At 75.4% G+C, this 16,152-nt stretch carries 14 protein-coding genes; 4 read left to right on the forward strand and 10 right to left on the reverse strand.

Going from position 1 to position 16,152, the window contains the following annotated elements:
* Positions 1-139: 139 nt before the first annotated feature.
* From GA0070623_RS23265 to glpK, 3 genes are all read right to left on the reverse strand, one after another.
* Positions 140-1,711, reverse strand: coding sequence for a glycosyltransferase family 39 protein (locus tag GA0070623_RS23265; RefSeq protein WP_067314122.1), 1,572 nt, complete (start codon positions 1,709-1,711; stop codon positions 140-142).
* 207 nt (positions 1,712-1,918) lie between these two features.
* Positions 1,919-3,322 carry a hypothetical protein gene (locus GA0070623_RS23270; RefSeq protein ID WP_067314120.1) on the reverse strand — a complete coding sequence of 468 codons (1,404 nt, stop codon included), beginning with the start codon at positions 3,320-3,322 and terminating at the stop codon, positions 1,919-1,921.
* Between the two features lie 70 nt (positions 3,323-3,392).
* Positions 3,393-4,877 (reverse strand): glycerol kinase GlpK, encoded by a 1,485-nt coding sequence (gene glpK / locus GA0070623_RS23275; protein ID WP_067314133.1) that lies wholly within the window; start codon positions 4,875-4,877, stop codon positions 3,393-3,395.
* 63 nt (positions 4,878-4,940) lie between these two features.
* Between glpK and GA0070623_RS23280 the strand changes: the two genes are divergently transcribed.
* Positions 4,941-5,879 (forward strand): ribose-phosphate diphosphokinase, encoded by a 939-nt coding sequence (locus tag GA0070623_RS23280; protein WP_067314118.1) that lies wholly within the window; start codon positions 4,941-4,943, stop codon positions 5,877-5,879.
* A gap of 142 nt (positions 5,880-6,021) precedes the next feature.
* Here the strand turns inward: GA0070623_RS23280 and GA0070623_RS23285 are convergent, their stop codons facing one another.
* On the reverse strand, positions 6,022-6,459 hold the full coding sequence (locus GA0070623_RS23285) for an ATP-binding protein (RefSeq protein ID WP_067315119.1): 438 nt from the start codon (positions 6,457-6,459) through the stop codon (positions 6,022-6,024).
* A gap of 119 nt (positions 6,460-6,578) precedes the next feature.
* On the opposite strand from GA0070623_RS23285, the gene macS reads away from it, so the two are divergent.
* Both macS and GA0070623_RS23295 read left to right on the forward strand, forming a co-directional pair.
* Positions 6,579-7,709, forward strand: coding sequence for a MacS family sensor histidine kinase (gene macS, locus GA0070623_RS23290; protein WP_067315116.1), 1,131 nt, complete (start codon positions 6,579-6,581; stop codon positions 7,707-7,709).
* Positions 7,706-8,389, forward strand: coding sequence for a response regulator (locus GA0070623_RS23295; RefSeq protein WP_067315113.1), 684 nt, complete (start codon positions 7,706-7,708; stop codon positions 8,387-8,389). Before macS ends, GA0070623_RS23295 begins: the two co-directional genes overlap by 4 nt.
* Positions 8,390-8,391: 2 nt before the next feature.
* Here the strand turns inward: GA0070623_RS23295 and GA0070623_RS23300 are convergent, their stop codons facing one another.
* Both GA0070623_RS23300 and GA0070623_RS23305 read right to left on the reverse strand, forming a co-directional pair.
* Complete coding sequence (locus GA0070623_RS23300) at positions 8,392-8,964, reverse strand: DUF5709 domain-containing protein (RefSeq protein ID WP_067315111.1); 573 nt, start codon at positions 8,962-8,964, stop codon at positions 8,392-8,394.
* A gap of 73 nt (positions 8,965-9,037) precedes the next feature.
* Positions 9,038-9,832, reverse strand: coding sequence for an ATP-binding protein (locus GA0070623_RS23305; RefSeq protein ID WP_067315109.1), 795 nt, complete (start codon positions 9,830-9,832; stop codon positions 9,038-9,040).
* A gap of 333 nt (positions 9,833-10,165) precedes the next feature.
* On the opposite strand from GA0070623_RS23305, the gene GA0070623_RS23310 reads away from it, so the two are divergent.
* Complete coding sequence (locus tag GA0070623_RS23310; RefSeq protein WP_067315105.1) at positions 10,166-11,443, forward strand: glycosyltransferase; 1,278 nt, start codon at positions 10,166-10,168, stop codon at positions 11,441-11,443.
* A 60-nt stretch (positions 11,444-11,503) separates the two neighbouring features.
* Here the strand turns inward: GA0070623_RS23310 and GA0070623_RS23315 are convergent, their stop codons facing one another.
* The 4 genes from GA0070623_RS23315 to aroA all read right to left on the reverse strand — a co-directional run bounded on the left by GA0070623_RS23315 (position 11,504) and on the right by aroA (position 16,072).
* Positions 11,504-12,415 (reverse strand): hypothetical protein, encoded by a 912-nt coding sequence (locus tag GA0070623_RS23315; protein WP_172898541.1) that lies wholly within the window; start codon positions 12,413-12,415, stop codon positions 11,504-11,506.
* A gap of 60 nt (positions 12,416-12,475) precedes the next feature.
* Positions 12,476-13,294 carry a histidinol-phosphatase gene (hisN, locus tag GA0070623_RS23320; RefSeq protein WP_067315101.1) on the reverse strand — a complete coding sequence of 273 codons (819 nt, stop codon included), beginning with the start codon at positions 13,292-13,294 and terminating at the stop codon, positions 12,476-12,478.
* Positions 13,295-13,672: 378 nt separating this feature from the next.
* The gene (rsgA, locus tag GA0070623_RS23325; protein ID WP_089004356.1) at positions 13,673-14,566 is read right to left on the reverse strand and encodes a ribosome small subunit-dependent GTPase A; all 894 of its coding nucleotides are present in this window, start codon (positions 14,564-14,566) and stop codon (positions 13,673-13,675) included.
* A 204-nt stretch (positions 14,567-14,770) separates the two neighbouring features.
* Positions 14,771-16,072, reverse strand: a complete 1,302-nt coding sequence (gene aroA, locus GA0070623_RS23330) for a 3-phosphoshikimate 1-carboxyvinyltransferase (protein ID WP_067312112.1) — start codon at positions 16,070-16,072, stop codon at positions 14,771-14,773.
* Positions 16,073-16,152: the final 80 nt, after the last annotated feature.

Raw genomic sequence — 16,152 nt, forward strand, 5'->3', positions numbered from 1 at the left:
ACCGCGACGCCCTCGCGTCGCGGCGGTGTCGCGACCGGCTCCCGTCGCGGCGGTGCCGCCGCCGGCCCACGGGGGGCGGGTACCGCCGGACGGAGGAACTCCGTGGTCTCGTCGGTGCGGCCGGTGCCGGCCCGGGTGCTCACTTCGTCCCCTCGGGCCTACGCACCAGCAGGGCGATGCTGAAGCCCCGGACCCGCCAGGTGCGCGCGACGGCGTACGGCTTGAGCGCGGCCTCCTTGGCCGGCCCGATCCGCTGCACCGGATCGTCGAGCGCTCCCTTGCGGACGATCCACACCCGCTCCGGGCGGCCCAGGCACACCGGGACGTCCCGGTCGGCGCACTCCTGCGCGCCCAGGGTGCCCTGCCGGCGGGCCGGCACGGTCATCAGCGCGTCCCGGGGCCGCCAGCTCTCGTCGACGTACCGGTTCACCGCGTCCCGGCTGGTGCGCTGGTCACCGGCGTCGAACGGGCCGTACACCAGGGTGTCGCCGGGGGCCGCGTGTGCCCGCAGCACGGCGGCGATCTCGCTGGTGCCCTGGCCGTGGCCGGTGACACCACGGATCTCCACCTGCACCGGGACGCCGAGCAGCCCGACCGCCAGCACCGCGGCGGTGCCCCGCAGCAGCGAACTGCGACGCAGCGCCAGCGAGGCGACCAGCACCCAGGCCGGCACCGTGAACAGCAGGTAGCGCGGCAACCAGAGCGGGACGAGCCGGGCGGCGACCAGCAGGCCGAGGGTGGGCAGCACCAGCCAGGCGGTGGCCACCGCCGACCGCTGCCGCATCGACATGCCGAGGAAGGCCAGGGCGAGCACCGCGCCCGCGAGCAGCGGCCCGCCGAACAGCGCCTCGGGCGTGTCGGCCAGCCGGTCCGGGGTGACCGGTGGAATCCAGGTGATCTGGGTACCGGTCTGCCGGCCGCCCAGCCAGAGCACCGGCAGGGCGGGCAGCACACCGGCCGTCGCCGCGCCGAGCCAGCCGAAGAAGGTCCGCCGCCGGTCCGCCGCCCGCCAGGCGATCAGCGCGTGTGCGGCGAGCAGCAGCAACCCGACCAGGTGCAGCAGCCCGAGCAACGCCACCGCGGCGGCGTAGCCCAGGTAGCGGACGAACCGGGGACGTTCCAGCAGCCGGAGCAGCAGCAGGGTGGCCAGTGCGGCGGCGCACACCGCGAAGGCGTACGGGCGGGCCTCCTGCGCGTACCGGGAGGTGGTCGGCAGCACCGCGAACAGCACCCCGGCGACCAGCCCGACCCGCAGCCCACCGATCCGCAGGCCGATCGCGGCGACCAGCCCGGCCGCCGCCGCCATGGCCAGCAGCGAGGGCGTCCGCAGCGCGACGTCGGAGCTGCCGGCCAGCGCCACCCAGCCGCGCAGCAGCAGGTAGTACGCGCCGAGGGAGGCGTCGACGTTGCGCAGCACCGCCACGAAGTCGTCGGTCCCGACGGTGACCATGCCCCAGGTGGCCAGCTCGTCCTCCCACAGGCCGGGCCGGTTGATCCCGATCCCGCCGAGGACACCGACGACCGCCACCGGCAGCAGCCGGGCGAGCTGCCGCAGCCAGGGCGCGTCCAGCGGCTCCGGTGGGGCCGGCCGGTCGGCCTCGGTGGGCTGCCAGGGGGCGGCCGGCTCGGGCGGCGCGTCGCGGACCCGGACGATCAGGGCGGTCGGCGCATCGCTCTTCGCGCCGCCCCCGGGAGGTGGGTTCCCGGTCACCGGGCGGCGACGACCGCGTCGTCCGGAGCGGTCTCCGGCGCACCCGCAAGGGTCGGACAGGGGGAGACGGTCAGCATGCGTACGTGGCCCCGCTCGGTCGTGGAAGGGACGGACCGGAACGTCGTCGGCATCCGGCCGAAGGGTACCGGTGGGCCGCCGTCGACCCGGCCCCCGCGCGAGGGGGTGCGGGCCGGCTCGGGGGCCGGGTCAGATGGTGAAGGTGGCCTCGCGGACGGAGGCGGCCACCTTGCGCACCTCGTCCGCGCGGTCCAGGGGAGCGGTCATCCGGAGCACCAGCTGCCGGTCGATCGCGTCCTCCGGCACGCTGCGCCAGTAGGAGAGGTAGACCAGGCCGTACCGGGGCGCACCGTCCACCCGGGAGGTCTCCGCCCAGGTGGTGAACTCGCCACTGCGTACCCACTGCAACCCCCATGCCTCTTCCTGCCGGCGCAGCGCGGTGCGCCGCTCGTCGGTGCAGAGCCGGGGGCACTGCCGCACGACCAGGTCGCCCCCGATGATCGACCCGTCGGCGGCCGGGACGCCGCACCGGTAGTGCGCCGAACCGCTGGTGCGGCCGGCTTCGGTGCAGCTCCACCCGGTGGGCACCCGGAAGCTGAAGTCCACCCCGGCCAGGCCGCTGATCTCCCGGGTCGGGTCGGTGCCGGCGAAGGTGGGCGCGGCGGTCGGCCAGCCCCCGCCGACCGGTGGTTCCACGCCCGGCTGGCGCGGCGGTGTTTCCGGCAGGCCCAGGTCGGCGCTCGGGGTCGGCGCGGCGGTGCCGGCGACGCCGCCGCGGCCGCCCTCCGACCAGCGCGCGACGCCGAACCCCCCGGCCGCGCCGACCACCGCCGCGACCAGCACGACCAGTGCGACCAGCGCCGACCAGACGCCGGTACGACCCCGGGCGCGCGGCCCGGCCGGCGGATACCCGGCTGGCGGTCCGGCCGGCGTGGGGCGCGCCCCGGCCGGCGGGTGCGGATAGGGCGCCGCCTGGTGCGGGCCGGACCGCTGCGCAAGCGGCATCCCCCGGGGCGGTGCGGGCGGTTGCGGGACGGGCTGCGGCGGGGTCGGGGGCGTGCCGGCCGGTGTTGCGGTGGCCGGTGCGGCGGTGCCGGCGGTGGCCGGGCCGGCGGCGGGGGTGGCAGCCGCCACACCCGGGCCGACGGTCGGGGGAGGGGACGTGTCGCCGCCGGGCCGCCCGGTCGGCGGGTCGGCCGCCGGCCCCGCGCCGTCCGTCGGGCGCACCGGGGCGGTCACGCCGGGCGCACCGACCGGCTGCTGCCCGGCCCCGACCGGCGGCGGCTGCCCGGCCGGGGTGAGCCGCTGGCCGAGGGCGAGGAAGACGTGTGCGGCACCGGCACCCTGGTCGGCGGCGCAGGCCACCCAGGGCACCGGGCCGGTGTGGTTGGCTCCGGTGATCGGCAGGCCGTCCGAACGGGCCAGCGTGTTCGCCGCCGCGGCGAACGCCTCCCGCCAGCCGCCCTCGGCGGCGGCCGGCGCGAGCACGGCCACGGTGAACAGCCGCTCGGCGGTGTCCCGCGCGGCCCAGACCTCACCCAGCTCGCAGAAGCTCAACTTCCGGTGCAGCGCGTACGGACCGACTGTCTGCATGTGGCATCCCCCCGACCGATCGTATCGGTCGCAGCGGCGTGGACCGATCGACCGGCGGGTCGCCGGGCGGTCAGTCGACCCAGTCGAGCGTGCGGGCGACCGCCTTGCGCCACCGGCCCAGTTCCCGCTCCCGGTGGGCCGGGTCCATCCGGGACTCCCACTGTGCGTCGGAGCGCCACTGGGCGCGCAGGGTGGCCAGGTCCGGCCAGAAACCGACCGCCAGACCGGCCGCGTACGCCGCGCCGAGGCAGGTGGTCTCGGTGATCCGGGAGCGAACCACCGGCACCGCCAACACGTCGGCGAGGACCTGCATCAGCAGCCCGTTCGCGGTCATCCCACCGTCCACCCGCAACCGGCGCAGTGCCACGTCGGAGTCGGCGTTCATCGCGTCGACCACCTCCCGGGTCTGCCAGGCGGACGCCTCCAGCGCCGCCCGCGCCAGGTGCCCCTTGGTGATGTAGCCGGTCAGCCCGGCGATCACCCCCCGGGCGTCCTGCCGCCAGTGCGGCGCGAACAGCCCGGAGAAGGCCGGCACCACGTAGCAGCCGCCGTTGTCGTCCACGGTGGCCGCCAGCTCCTCGATCTCGGCGGCCGAGGAGATCAGCCCGAGGTTGTCCCGCAGCCACTGCACCAGCGAGCCGGTCACCGCGATCGCCCCCTCCAGGGCGTACGCGGCCGGCTGGCCGTCGATCCGGTAGGCCACCGTGGTCAGCAGGCCGTGGCTGGACGGCACCGGGCTGGCACCGGTGTTGAGCAGCAGGAAGCTGCCGGTGCCGTAGGTGCACTTCGCCTCGCCGGGCTGGAAGCAGGTCTGCCCGAACAGGGCGGCCTGCTGGTCGCCGAGCGCGCTGGCCACCGGCACCCCGGCGAGCACCCCGTGGGCGGTCCCGTAGACCTCCGCCGAGCTGCGGATCTGCGGCAGCATCGCGGCCGGGATGCGGAGCGCGTCGAGCAGCTCCCGGTCCCAGTCGAGGGTCTCCAGGCTCATCAGCATGGTCCGGCTGGCGTTGGTCACGTCGGTGACGTGCCGGCCGGTCAGGTTCCAGATCAGCCAGCTGTCCATGGTGCCGAAGAGCACCTCGCCCCGCTCGGCGCGTCCGCGCAGCCCGTCGACGTCGTCCAGCAGCCAGCTCAGCTTCGGGCCGGCGAAGTAGGTGGCCAGGGTGAGGCCGGTGCGCTCGCGCAGCCTCTCCTCGCCGTACGACGTGGCCAGCTCGCGCAGCAGCGGACCGGTGCGGGTGTCCTGCCAGACGACGGCGTTGGCGACCGGGCGGCCGGTGACCCGGTCCCAGACCACGGTGGTCTCCCGCTGGTTGGTGATGCCGACGGCGGCCAGCCCCTCCGGGCCGGTGCCGGCTTCGGCCAGCGCGTCGCGGACCACCTGCTCGACGTTGGTCCAGATCTCTGCGGCGTCGTGCTCCACCCAGCCGGGCCGGGGGAAGATCTGCCGGTGCTCGCGTTGGGCGACGGCGACGATCTCACCGGCCCGGTCGAAGACGATGCACCGCGACGAGGTGGTGCCCTGGTCGATGGCGGCGACGTACTCTCCGGTCATCCCGGCACCGTACCCGGCGGGTACGCCCCGGAGCACCGCCGCGGCTCCGTACGATCTCCAGACGTGCGCGACATCGCCGTGTTCAGTGGAACCGCCCACCCCGACCTCGCCGCCGAGATCTGCTCCCACCTCGGGGTGCCGCTGCACCCGGTGCGGGTGTCCCGGTTCGCCAACGACTGCCTGGAGGTGCAGTTGCAGGCGAACTGCCGGGAGCGGGACGTCTTCCTGATCCAGCCGCTGGTGCCGCCGGTGCAGGAGCACCTGGTCGAGCTGCTGCTCATGATCGACGCGGCCCGGGGCGCGTCGGCCGGGCGGATCACCGTGGTGCTGCCGCACTACGCGTACGCCCGGTCGGACAAGAAGGACGCGCCGCGCATCTCCATCGGCGCGCGGCTGGTGGCCGACCTGCTCACCTCGGCCGGCGCGCAGCGGGTGCTGGCGATGACCCTGCACTCGCCGCAGGTGCACGGCTTCTTCAGCGTCCCGGTCGACCACCTGCACGCGCTGCGGGAGCTGGCCGCCCACTTCCGGGGACGTGACCTGGGTAACACGGTGGTGGTCTCGCCGGACCTGGGCAACGCCAAGGAGGCGGCGGCGTTCGCCCGGATGCTCGGCACCCCGGTCGCGGCCGGGGCCAAGCAGCGGTTCAGCGACGACCGGGTCACCATCAGCACGGTGATCGGCGAGGTGGACGACCGGGACGTGATCGTGCTGGACGACGAGATCGCCAAGGGCAGCACGGTGATCGAGCTGATCGCCCACCTGCGGGAGCGCAACGTCCGGTCGATCCGGCTGGCCTGCACCCACGGCCTGTTCTCCAGCGGCGCGTTGGCCCGGCTCAGCGCCACCGACGGGGTGTGCGAGATCGTCTGCACCAACACGGTGCCGATCCCGCAGGACAAGCGGGTGCCCAAGCTGGAGGTGCTCTCGGTGGCCCCGGCGCTGGCCGAGGCGATGCGTCGGATCCACAACGGCGAGTCGGTCAGCGCCCTGTTCGGCTGACCGGACGCCCGCCCGGCGGCCTGCCCCTTGCCGCCGGCCCGGTCGCCGCCTGATCAGTCGCCCCGGCCCGGTCGGTGCCGGCCCGGTCGGTGCCGGCCCGGTCGGTGCCGGCCCGGTCGGTGCCGGCCCGGTCGGTGGCGGATCAGTCGGTGGCGGTGGCGCTGATCCGGACCGTGGTGCCGGCGGCGCCGCTCTCGACCTCCATCGCGTCGCTGAGCTCCCGGGCCAGCCAGAGGCCCCAGCCGCCGGCGGTGTCCGGGGCGGGCCGGCTGCGGTCGTGGAGCTGGCGCTCGCTCAGGCCGTGACCGTGGTCGGACACCTCGCAGACCAGCTCGCCGGGGCGTCGCCAGAGTCGCAGCCAGCCCCGGCCGCCGCCGTGCCGGACGGCGTTGGTGATCAGCTCGTTGACCGCGAGCACGAAGTCGTCGAGCCGCTGCCCCACCAGCCCGGCGGCGTGCGCGCAGGAGCTGACCGAGTGTCTCAGCTCGGTCACCTGTGCCTGGTCGAACGCCTCGGCGATGAGAAGGGAAGGTTCGATGGGCACCACCGTACGCGGTGTGGGAAGCTCTGCGTTCGTCATGGGCCCTGTCCCGACAGCGATCTCGGAGTTTCGCGGTATTTCTACCGTACGTCAGGGTTGTTGACGCGGCAGCGGGCGGTCCGGCAGCCGACCGGGGCCGTTGTGGCATCGTGACGGCCATGCCGTCGTCCCCGCCGGGTGGTTTCGAGGTCCCGCTCTGGCGCTCCGTCGCGGTCTTCCGCTTCGCCTCGCTGGTCTACGTCGGCCTGCTGGTCCTGCGGGACGCCGACCGGTACGCCCACCCGATCGCCGCCGGCGGCGTGCTGCTGGTGATGCTGGCCTGGTCCGGGGTGACCGCGGTCGGCTACGCCCGGCCGGCGAACCGGGGCTGGCCGCTGCTCTCGGCCGACCTCGGTGTGGTGCTGCTGATTCTGGCCGTCACCCCGTGGGTGGTGGGCCGTCCGGCGCTGGCGGCCGGGGTGCCGGCCCTGGCCGTGGCCTGGCTGGCCGGGCCGGTGCTGGCCTGGGCGGTCTCCGGCGGGCGGCGACGCGGCACGGTGGCCGCCCTGCTGGTCGGCGGCACCGACCTGGTCACCCGGGGCCGGTTCGCCCCGTCCTCGCTGACCGGGGTGATCCTGCTGCTGCTCGCCGGTGCGGTGGTGGGGCACGTGGCCCGGTTGGCGGCGACCACCGAGGACCGGTTGCAGCGGGCGGTGGAGCTGGAGGCGGCCACCCGGGAACGGGAGCGGCTGGCCCGGGACATCCACGACTCGGTGCTCCAGGTGCTGGCGCTGGTCCAGCGGCGCGGCGCGCACCTGGACGGCGAGGCCGGTGAGCTGGCCCGGCTCGCCGGCCAGCAGGAGGCGGCGCTGCGCGCGTTGATCTCCGGGGTGCCGCCGGCCTCCGCCGCCGACCCGGTCGGCGAGCTGGACCTGCGCTCCCTGCTCACCGGCTACGCCTCGGCGGAGGTGCAGGTCTCCGCCCCGGCGACCCCGGTGCCGCTGCCCCTGCCGGTGGCCCGGGAGGTGGCCGCCGCGACGGCGGCGGCGCTGGACAACGTGCGGCGGCACGCCGACGGGCGGGCCTGGGTGCTGGTCGAGGACGAGGGGGAGGCGGTGACCGTGTCGGTGCGCGACGCCGGTCCGGGTATTCCGGCGGGCCGGCTGGTCGAGGCGGCCCGGCAGGGCCGGTTGGGGGTGGCCCAGGCCATCCGGGGTCGGATGACCGACCTGGGCGGCGAGGCCCGGATCGTCTCGACGCCGGGGGAGGGCACCGAGATCGAGCTGGTGGTGCCGAGGAGGGGCCGATGAGCGAGGGACCGACGACCGGGGTACGGGTGATGGTGGTCGACGACCACCCGATGTGGCGGGAGGGGGTGGCCCGCGACCTCACCGAGGCCGGGCATCTGGTGGTGGCGACCAGCGGTGAGGGCCGCCAGGCGGTCCGGGTGGCCGCCGCGGCCCGGCCCGACCTGGTGGTGCTCGACCTCCAGTTACCGGACGTCTCCGGGGTGGCGGTGATCCACGGACTGCGGGCCGCGCTGCCCCGGGTGCGGGTGCTGATGCTGTCGGCCAGCGGCGAGCAGCAGGGCGTGCTGGACGCGGTGAAGGCCGGGGCCACCGGCTACCTGCTGAAGTCGGCGGCCCCGGCGGAGTTCCTGGACGCGGTGCGCCGGACCGCCGCCGGGGAGCCGGTGTTCACCCCCGGCCTGGCCGGTCTGGTGCTGGGCGAGTACCGGCGGCTCGCCGCCGGCCCCCCGGCCGCCGGCCCCGGCGACGGCGGGGCCGGCACGGCACCCCGGCTCACCGAACGGGAGACCGAGGTGCTGCGGCTGGTGGCCAAGGGGCTGTCCTACAAGCAGATCGCCGGCCGGCTCGGGTTGTCCCACCGCACCGTGCAGAACCACGTGCAGAACACCCTGGGCAAGCTCCAGCTGCACAACCGGGTGGAGCTGACCCGGTACGCGATCGAGCAGGGCCTCGACGGCTGAGGTCAGTGCGCCCCGGGCGGGCGGGTCTCGTGGATGGCCAGCTCCTCGGCGCTCGCGCCGCCGCCGGCCGCGCCCGCGTCGTACGCGATGCTGTCGGTCTCCTGGTCGGTGCGGGCGCCCTCGTCCGGTTCGACCAGGCGGCCCACCTGCGCGTCGGCGACCGTGCCGAGCTGACCGTGGTCGTAGATCGAGACCGGGGAGTTCGGGTCCGAGGTCGGCCCCGGGTCCAGCACGTCGGCGTCGAGCTGGGCCTGGGCGGCGGCCTCCTCGTTCTCCGCCTCGGCGGCGATGTCCGGGTCGACCGGTCCGGCCAGCGGGTCGTCGGCCCGCCGCTCGTACTGCTCGCGGTCGAGCTTGTAGTCCAGCGACTCCCCGTCGAGCTGCTCCTCGGCGGTGGTGCCGAAATCGTCGACGGCCACCGGGGTGCGGTCCCCGGGCAGCTGCGCCGGGTCCGGACCGTCCGCCTCGCGGCCGGTCAGGACGTCGTCGTGGGCGGTGGAGTCGTCGTCGGCGGTGTCGGGCAGGCCGAGCGCCTCGGGGTCGGACACGGGGGTCGGGAACTCGTCGTCGCGCATGGCTGAGCACTACCCACTGCCACGGCCCGGGTAACCGGGTCCAGCCTCCCGGATCGGGACGAAGGCACCGAAATCAGTCGCGGTACCCGGGTGACTCGTCCTCGGCGTGCAGCACACACCAGATCACCTTGCCGTCCGGGAGCGGGGTGCTGCCCCAGCATCGGGCCACCGTGTCGATCAGCAGCAGCCCCCGGCCGCCGGCCGAGGTGAGCGGTGCCGGCCCCGCGTACCAGGGCTGCCGTGGGCTGTGGTCCCGGACGGCCAGGTGCAGGGTGCCGTCCGCCGGGGCCAGCCGCAGCGTCATCGGGGTGCCGGCGTGCGCCACCACGTTGTTGACCAGCTCGGTGACCGCGATACAGGCCGGCTCGGTCAGCTCCGGCACCCCCCACCGGTCGCAGCCGTCGGTGACCAGTTGCCGTGCCCGGCGTGCCGCCCCGACCGTCGGCGTGAACTCCTCGGTCAGCACCGCCGCCATCGGCTTGCGGGCCAACGCGGCCAGTGCCTCGTCCGCGGTGCGGAAGACCGCCAGCTCACCCGCGGCCACCCCGGTGACCGCCCCGGCCGGGTCGATCACCAGCAGCTCGGCGGCGGGCCAGTCGACCACCTCCTGCCGTACCCCGGCCAACAGCCGGCCGACGGTCGGTCCAGCGCCCCGCAGCCCGGCCAGGTCGACCACGATCGGACCGGGCCGGTCGACGAGGCGGGCGAGCAGCGCGTCGCGCACCCCGTCGAGATCCGTCGGGGCCAGCTCCCCGCTGAGCCGGACCAGCGCCGAGGTGTCGTCGGCCACTACCCGGCAGCCCGCCCCGGCCGGGCGGACCGTCGCGGCGGAGCCGGGCCGGGCCGGCGGCCGGTCAGCGACGCTCACCGTCGTTCCCCTCGTCGCGGCCGCAGGCGGACGGCCGCCGTGGGGCACCGGGCGACGCCGGGCCGGGCGAGGGGGTACGTCGTCGCGGTGTCGGTCCCGCCGGCCACCGTGGCGGCCCCGGCGGGGATGCGGGTCATCGGCATCTCTGCCCGGTACCCCCGAGCGGGCCGGGTCATACCGGGGCGGGACCACGGATCGCGGTGGAGCGTCACCGCCCACACCCGGCCCGACCAGCGCTGACCGGTTCCGATCTGCGAGGTTTCGGGGTGTAGGCCCGAGGTTAATGGGACGCTCTGACCGGACCATCCCTCGCAGATCGCATGGAGGTGCACCATGCGCGTCGGCCTCGTCTGCGCGCACGCCGGGCCGTCCCGGCCCGCGGAAGGACCACCCGTCGGCACCCACGAGCACGTCGCGCGGGTCGCCGGGGAACTGGCCGTGCGTGGCCACGACGTCCGGGTGTACGAGCGCCGCGACGACCCGGCCCTGCCGGCGAGCGCGGAGATCGACGGCTACCGGGTGGAACGGGTGCCCGTCGGCCCGGCCCGGCCCGCCGGCACCGCCGAGCTGGTCGGGTACGTCTCCGAGTTCGGCCGCTGGCTGGCCGACCGCTGGGTCGGGGAGTGGACGCCGGAGGTGGTGCACGGGCACTACTGGGTCGGTGGCCTGGCCGCCGCGCACGCGGTCCGCGAGACGGACATCCCGGTGGTGCAGACCTTCCACTCGCTCGGCATCGAGCAACGACGCCACCTCGGCCGGGAGTACGACGGCCCCGGTGAGCGGATACCGCTGGAACGGGCGCTCACCCGGGCGGTGGACATGGCCGTCGCCCAGTGCAGCGACGAGGTCGACGAGCTGACCCGGATGGGGTTGCGACGCGCCTCGGTGGCGATGGTGCCGACCGGGGTGGACATCGAGCGGTTCCACCCCGACGGCGAGGCGGCCCCCCGGGACCAGCGGGCCCGGATCCTCTCCGTCGGCGGGCTCTCCGCCGGGCACGGCCAGGACGACCTGATCCGGGCGATGCGGCTGGTCGGCGACGCGGAGTTGGTGATCGCCGGTGGACCGCCACCGGACCAGTTGGCCACCCACGCCGAGGCCCGGCGGCTGCGCGAGCTGGCCGAGCGCGCCGGGGTGGGCGACCAGGTCACCCTGGTCGGTGCGGTGCCGCACGACCAGTTGGCGACCTGGTACCGCTCCGCCGACGTGGTGGCCTGCACCCCGCACTACGCGTCCGCCGGTCGGGTCTCCCTGGAGGCGATGGCCTGCGGGATACCGGTGGTCGGCTACGCCATGGGCGGGATCGCCGACGCGGTGGTCGACGAGGTCACCGGCCGGCTGGTCCCGCCGGGCGACATCCGGACGCTCGGGATGACGCTGCGGCGGCTGCTCGCCGACAACGCCGGACGGTTCGCGTACGGGCACGCGGCGGTGGACCGGGTCCGGTGCAGCTACACCTGGGAACGGACGGCGGGTGCCCTGGAGCGGCTCTACGAGCGGGTGGTGGGCCGGCGGGCACCGGCCGAGGTGCCCGTCGAGGTGCCCGACACGGTGCCGGTCGACACCGACACCCCGGTCGAGGGGACGACCGCCGGCCCGGTCGGCGTCTGAGCGGTCCGCCCGGCCCGCGGTGTTCGGCCGGGCGGGGTGGCCGCTGGGCGCGGGGCCGGCCTACGACCGGCGGTTGGCTGCGGCGGTACGCGGGCCGGCCAGGTGCGCCGGTCGGTCGGGTGCGGGGACGACACCCACCATGACGCGTTCCGGCGCCCGGGTCACCGCCTGGTGGTGGTGCTGGGGCGCGGCGTACCGGGTGAGCCCGATCACCGAGGCGAGGGTGATCAGGAAGCCGACGGCGGCCAGCCATTCCCGGCCCGGCCAGATCTTGTCGTCCAGCAGGAGCAGCCCGACGATCGCGGCGGGCACTGCCCCGGCGGCGTCCATCGCGGCGACGGCCGCCGTGGTCGAACCGCGCTGCATCGCCAGGCCGAGCAGCAGCTGACCCACCAGCGAGTGGACGATCAGCAGGTAGAGCAGCGGATCACGGACGAACGCCTCGGCCGACGGGGCGGAGGCGAGCGGTCGGGCGGCCACCGCGGCGGCGGAGAACGCCAATCCGGCCAGTGAGCCGAGGGCCACCGAACCGGGCGCCCCGTGCAGCCGTACCGCGAAGAAGCCGAGCAGCCCGATCCCGCCGAGGGCCGCCGTCAGGGCGATCAGGCCGGCGGTGCCGAGCCCCTTGGAGGGGGCCGGTTGGGCGGAGAGCACCAGCGCGGTGATCCCGGCGAAGAGCAGCACCAGCAGCGCCACCTCGGCGGCGGGCAGCCGCCACTTGAGCACCACCACCCCGAGCAGCGCGGTCACCCCCAGCCCGGCCGCCACGCTCGCCTGGACCAGGAACAACGGCAGATCCCGGCGGGCCAGGAAGGCCAGCACGAAACCGATGACCTGGCAGAGTAGCCCGACCAGGTACGTCCGGTGCCCGGCCAGCCGCAGCAGCAGACCCGGGTCGAAGGTGTGGTGCACGGTCGTCCGGGCGGCGGCGACCGACTGGAGCATGTTGGCGAAGCCGTACGCGACGATCATCGCCGCGAGGAAGCACCAACCGGAGGACACCACCTGGCGAGGATAAGGGGTTGCGTGGGTTCAGCGCGCGGTTGGCCGACCCAGCCGGGACAGGACGTCGGTGTGCAGCAGCCCGTTGGTGGCGATCGCGCTGATCTCGCCGGATGCCGTCCCACCAGGGGCGGGAACCCCCTCGCGGGTGGTCACGGTACCCCCGGCGGCGGTGACGATCGGCACCAACGCGGCGACGTCCCAGAGCGAGAGTTCCGGCTCCACCATCACGTCCAGTGCCCCCTCGGCCAGCAACATGTAGCCGTAGAAGTCGCCGTACGCGCGGCTGCGCCAGGTGTCCCGCATCAACTGGAGCACCGCGTCCAGCCGGCCGGCCGCCTCCCAGCCGGTCAGCGAGGAGTAGCAGAAGCTGGCGTCGGCGAGGTCGCCCACCCCGGAGACCCGGATCGGCTCGCCGGAGGAGGCGTCCGGGCCGGCGTACGCGCCCATGCCGGAGGCGCCCCACCAGCGCCGGCCCAGGGCAGGGGCGGAGACCAGGCCGGCCACCGGCCGGTCCCCTTCCAGCAGGGCGATCAGGGTCGCCCATACGGGTACCCCCCGGACGAAGTTCTTGGTGCCGTCGATGGGGTCGATCACCCAGCGCCGGTCGTCCGGGCCGGTCGCCGGCTGTTCGCCGTACTCCTCGCCGAGCAGCCCGTCGCCGGGCCGGTGGGTGGCCAGCAACGCCCGGATCGCCCGCTCCACCGAGGTGTCCGCGTCGGAGACGGGAGTGAGGTCCGGTTTGGCGGTCACCCGCAGATCCAGCGCCCGGAACCGGGCCATGGAGATGGCGTCGGCAGCATCCGCGAGCCGATGAGCAAGATCGATGTCCGCCGCATACCCCGTCACCCCGAAACCCTAACCCCCCACCTCTCCTACACCCCCGCCCCTCCCCTCCCACCCCCGTCTTTCCCGCCCACCCCCACCTCCCGCCCCTCTCCCGCCCCCACCCCCTCTTCCGCCCCTCCTGCCCCTCCGCCCCTCCTGCCCCTCCGCCCCTCCCCGGTGATCAAGAGGTTCAAGTCACCGGCAAGCGCGCCCCCCACCCCAAACCTCTTGATCACCGACCGCCAACGTGGTCTCGCCCGTCTGCCCGGCTGATGGGTCCGGTGATCAAGAGGTTTGGGGCATCGGGTGGCCGGTGGGGTGACGCGAACCTCTTGATCACCGGGGTGGGTCGACTACGTGCGGAGCGTCGGGGTGGGGGGTGCGGGGGAGGGGGCGGGGTCAGGAGCCGGCGAGGGGGTCGCCGGGGTTGCGCTCGGGCTCGCGGGGGTCGCCGTCGCCGGACCGGGAGGCCAGCAGCCGACGGTACGAGGCCAGCCGGCGTTGGTCAGCCTTGCCGGTGGCCACCCACGCGTCCAGCGCGCAGTCCGCCTCGTCCGGGGTGTGCGGGCAGTTCGGTGGGCAGTCCACCGTCCCCTCCACCAGATCGGGGAAGCCGTGCAGCAGGCTCTCGGCCGAGACGTGGGCCAGCCCGAAGCTGCGGACCCCTGGGGTGTCCACGATCCAGCCGGGGTCGCCGTCGGCGTCCGGGGTCCGGGGCAGCCGCAACGCCACCGCGCTGGTCGAGGTGTGCCGGCCCCGGCCGATCGCGCTGACCACGCCGACCGTCCGCAGCGCGTCCGGCACCAGCCGGTTGACCAGCGTCGACTTGCCGACCCCGGAGTGTCCCACCAGCACCGACACCCGGCCGGCGAGCAGGGTGCGCAGCGCGTCCAGGTCGGAGTCCGGCCGGACCAGCACGTACGGCAGCTCCAGCTCGGCGTAGTAGCCGACCACCTGGTCCGGGCCGGCCAGGTCGGCCTTGGTCAGGCAGAGCAGCGGCTCGATACCGGCGTCGTACGCGGCGACCAGGCAGCGGTCGATGAATCCGGTCCGGGGCGGCGGGTCGGCCAGCGCGCTGACGATCACGAGCTGGTCGGCGTTGGCGACCACCACCCGTTCGTGCCGCCCCTCGGCGGTGTTCTCGTCGTCGTCGGCGGTGCGCCGCAGCGCCGAGCGCCGTTCGACGATCCGGACGATCCGGGCCAGCGCCCCGTCCGCGCCGGACACGTCGCCGACCAGGCTCACCCGGTCGCCGACCACCACCGACTTGCGGCCCAGCTCGCGCGCCCGCATGGCGGTGACCGCGCCGTCGTCGGGGGTGTCCGGGAGCACGCAGGTGTACCGGCCCCGGTCGACGGCGATCACGAACCCGTCCACCGCGTCGTCGTGCCGGGGGCGGGTCCGGGTACGCGGACGCGAGGACCGGCCGGGCCGGATCCGTACGTCGTCCTCGTCGTACTCCCGTCGTCTGGTCGTCAGGACCTGCCCCCTCCGCCGTCAGCTCTCGCCGGTCACCATCGCCGACCATAGTGCCGGGAACTCCGGCATGGTCTTCGAGGTGCACGCCACGTCGTCCACCTCGATGCCGCCGACGACGAGCCCGGCGACCGCGGCGGCGTGTGCCATCCGGTGGTCGGCGTAGGTGCGGAAGGCACCCCCGCGCAGGGGCCGGGGCCGGATCTCCAGCCCGTCGGCGGTCTCGGTGAGGTCGGCCCCGAGGGCGGTGAACCCACGGGCCAGGGCGGCGAGCCGGTCGGTCTCGTGCCCCCGGATGTGCCCGACCCCGGTGAAGGTGGACGGCGAGTCGGCCAGCAGGGCCAGGGCGGTCAGCACCGGGGTCAGCTCGCTGACGTCGGACAGGTCGGCGGACAGGCCGTGCACGGTGCCGGTGCCGCGGACGGTGAGCCCGGCGGTGGTCAGGGTCACCTCGCCGCCCATCCGGTGCAGCAGGGAGCGGAGCTGCTCGACCGGCTGGACGCTGCTGTGCGGCCACCCCTGCAACGTCACCTCACCGCCGGTGAGCAGGGCGGCGGCGAAGAACGGCACCGCGCCGGAGAGGTCGGGCTCGATCTCCCAGCTCCGGCCGGCGAGCGGTCCCGGCTCGACCACCCAGAGATCGGCGACGCTGTCGTCGACGGCCGCCCCGGCGGCCCGCAGCATCTGCACCGTCATCCGCAGGTGCGGCGCGGACGGCACCGGCGGCCCCTCGTGCCGGACCACCACGCCCCGGTCGAAGCGTGCCCCGGCGAGCAGCAGGCCGGAGACGAGCTGACTGGAGGCGGAGGCGTCGATCACCACCTCGCCGCCGGTGACCCGGCCGCCGCCCTGCACCACCAGGGGCAGGCTGCCGGTGGCCGGCGTGTCGATCCGGACGCCGAGGGAACGCAGCGCGCCGATCAGCGGGCCGAGCGGCCGGACCCGGGCCTGCGGGTCGCCGTCGAAGGTGACCCGGCCCTCGGTGAGGCCGGCGACCGGCGGGACGAACCGCATCACCGTGCCGGCGAGCCCCACGTCGACGTGGGCCGGGCCGACCAGCCGGTGCGGCCGGACCAGCCAACGCTCGTCGTCGGAGACCGACACGTGCGCGCCCATCGCGCGCAGCCCGCCCGCCATCAACTCGGTGTCCCGGGCGCGCAGCGGCCCATGCAGCGTCGACGGGCCGCCGGCCAGGGCGCTGAGCACCAGGGCGCGGGCGGTCATCGACTTGGAGCCGGGCAGGCGGAGCGTCGCCGTCACCGGGTCACTGGCGGTCGGTGCGGTCCAGGGCTGTTGCGCACGGGTGGCGGTCAGGTTTCCCACGGTCACATTCTGCCAACCCGGCGGGGGCGTCGGGTCGGCCGTCGGTCGACTCCCGGCTGTCGGGACAGCCGCCGGTGGCG

Origin of the sequence: Micromonospora rifamycinica, assembly GCF_900090265.1 — a bacterium.
Lineage (GTDB): Bacteria > Actinomycetota > Actinomycetes > Mycobacteriales > Micromonosporaceae > Micromonospora > Micromonospora rifamycinica.

Excerpts from the sequence above, each read along its gene's own strand:
- GA0070623_RS23300 (WP_067315111.1), bottom strand. The coding sequence starts at position 8,964 with ATGCGCGACGACGAGTTCCCGACCCCCGTGTCCGACCCCGAGGCGCTC.
- GA0070623_RS23295 (WP_067315113.1), top strand. The coding sequence starts at position 7,706 with ATGAGCGAGGGACCGACGACCGGGGTACGGGTGATGGTGGTCGACGAC.
- GA0070623_RS23270 (WP_067314120.1), bottom strand. The coding sequence starts at position 3,322 with ATGCAGACAGTCGGTCCGTACGCGCTGCACCGGAAGTTGAGCTTCTGC.
- glpK (WP_067314133.1), bottom strand. The coding sequence starts at position 4,877 with ATGACCGGAGAGTACGTCGCCGCCATCGACCAGGGCACCACCTCGTCG.
- GA0070623_RS23315 (WP_172898541.1), bottom strand. The coding sequence starts at position 12,415 with ATGATCGTCGCGTACGGCTTCGCCAACATGCTCCAGTCGGTCGCCGCC.
- GA0070623_RS23310 (WP_067315105.1), top strand. The coding sequence starts at position 10,166 with ATGCGCGTCGGCCTCGTCTGCGCGCACGCCGGGCCGTCCCGGCCCGCG.
- GA0070623_RS23285 (WP_067315119.1), bottom strand. The coding sequence starts at position 6,459 with ATGACGAACGCAGAGCTTCCCACACCGCGTACGGTGGTGCCCATCGAA.
- rsgA (WP_089004356.1), bottom strand. The coding sequence starts at position 14,566 with ATGCGGGCGCGCGAGCTGGGCCGCAAGTCGGTGGTGGTCGGCGACCGG.
- macS (WP_067315116.1), top strand. The coding sequence starts at position 6,579 with ATGCCGTCGTCCCCGCCGGGTGGTTTCGAGGTCCCGCTCTGGCGCTCC.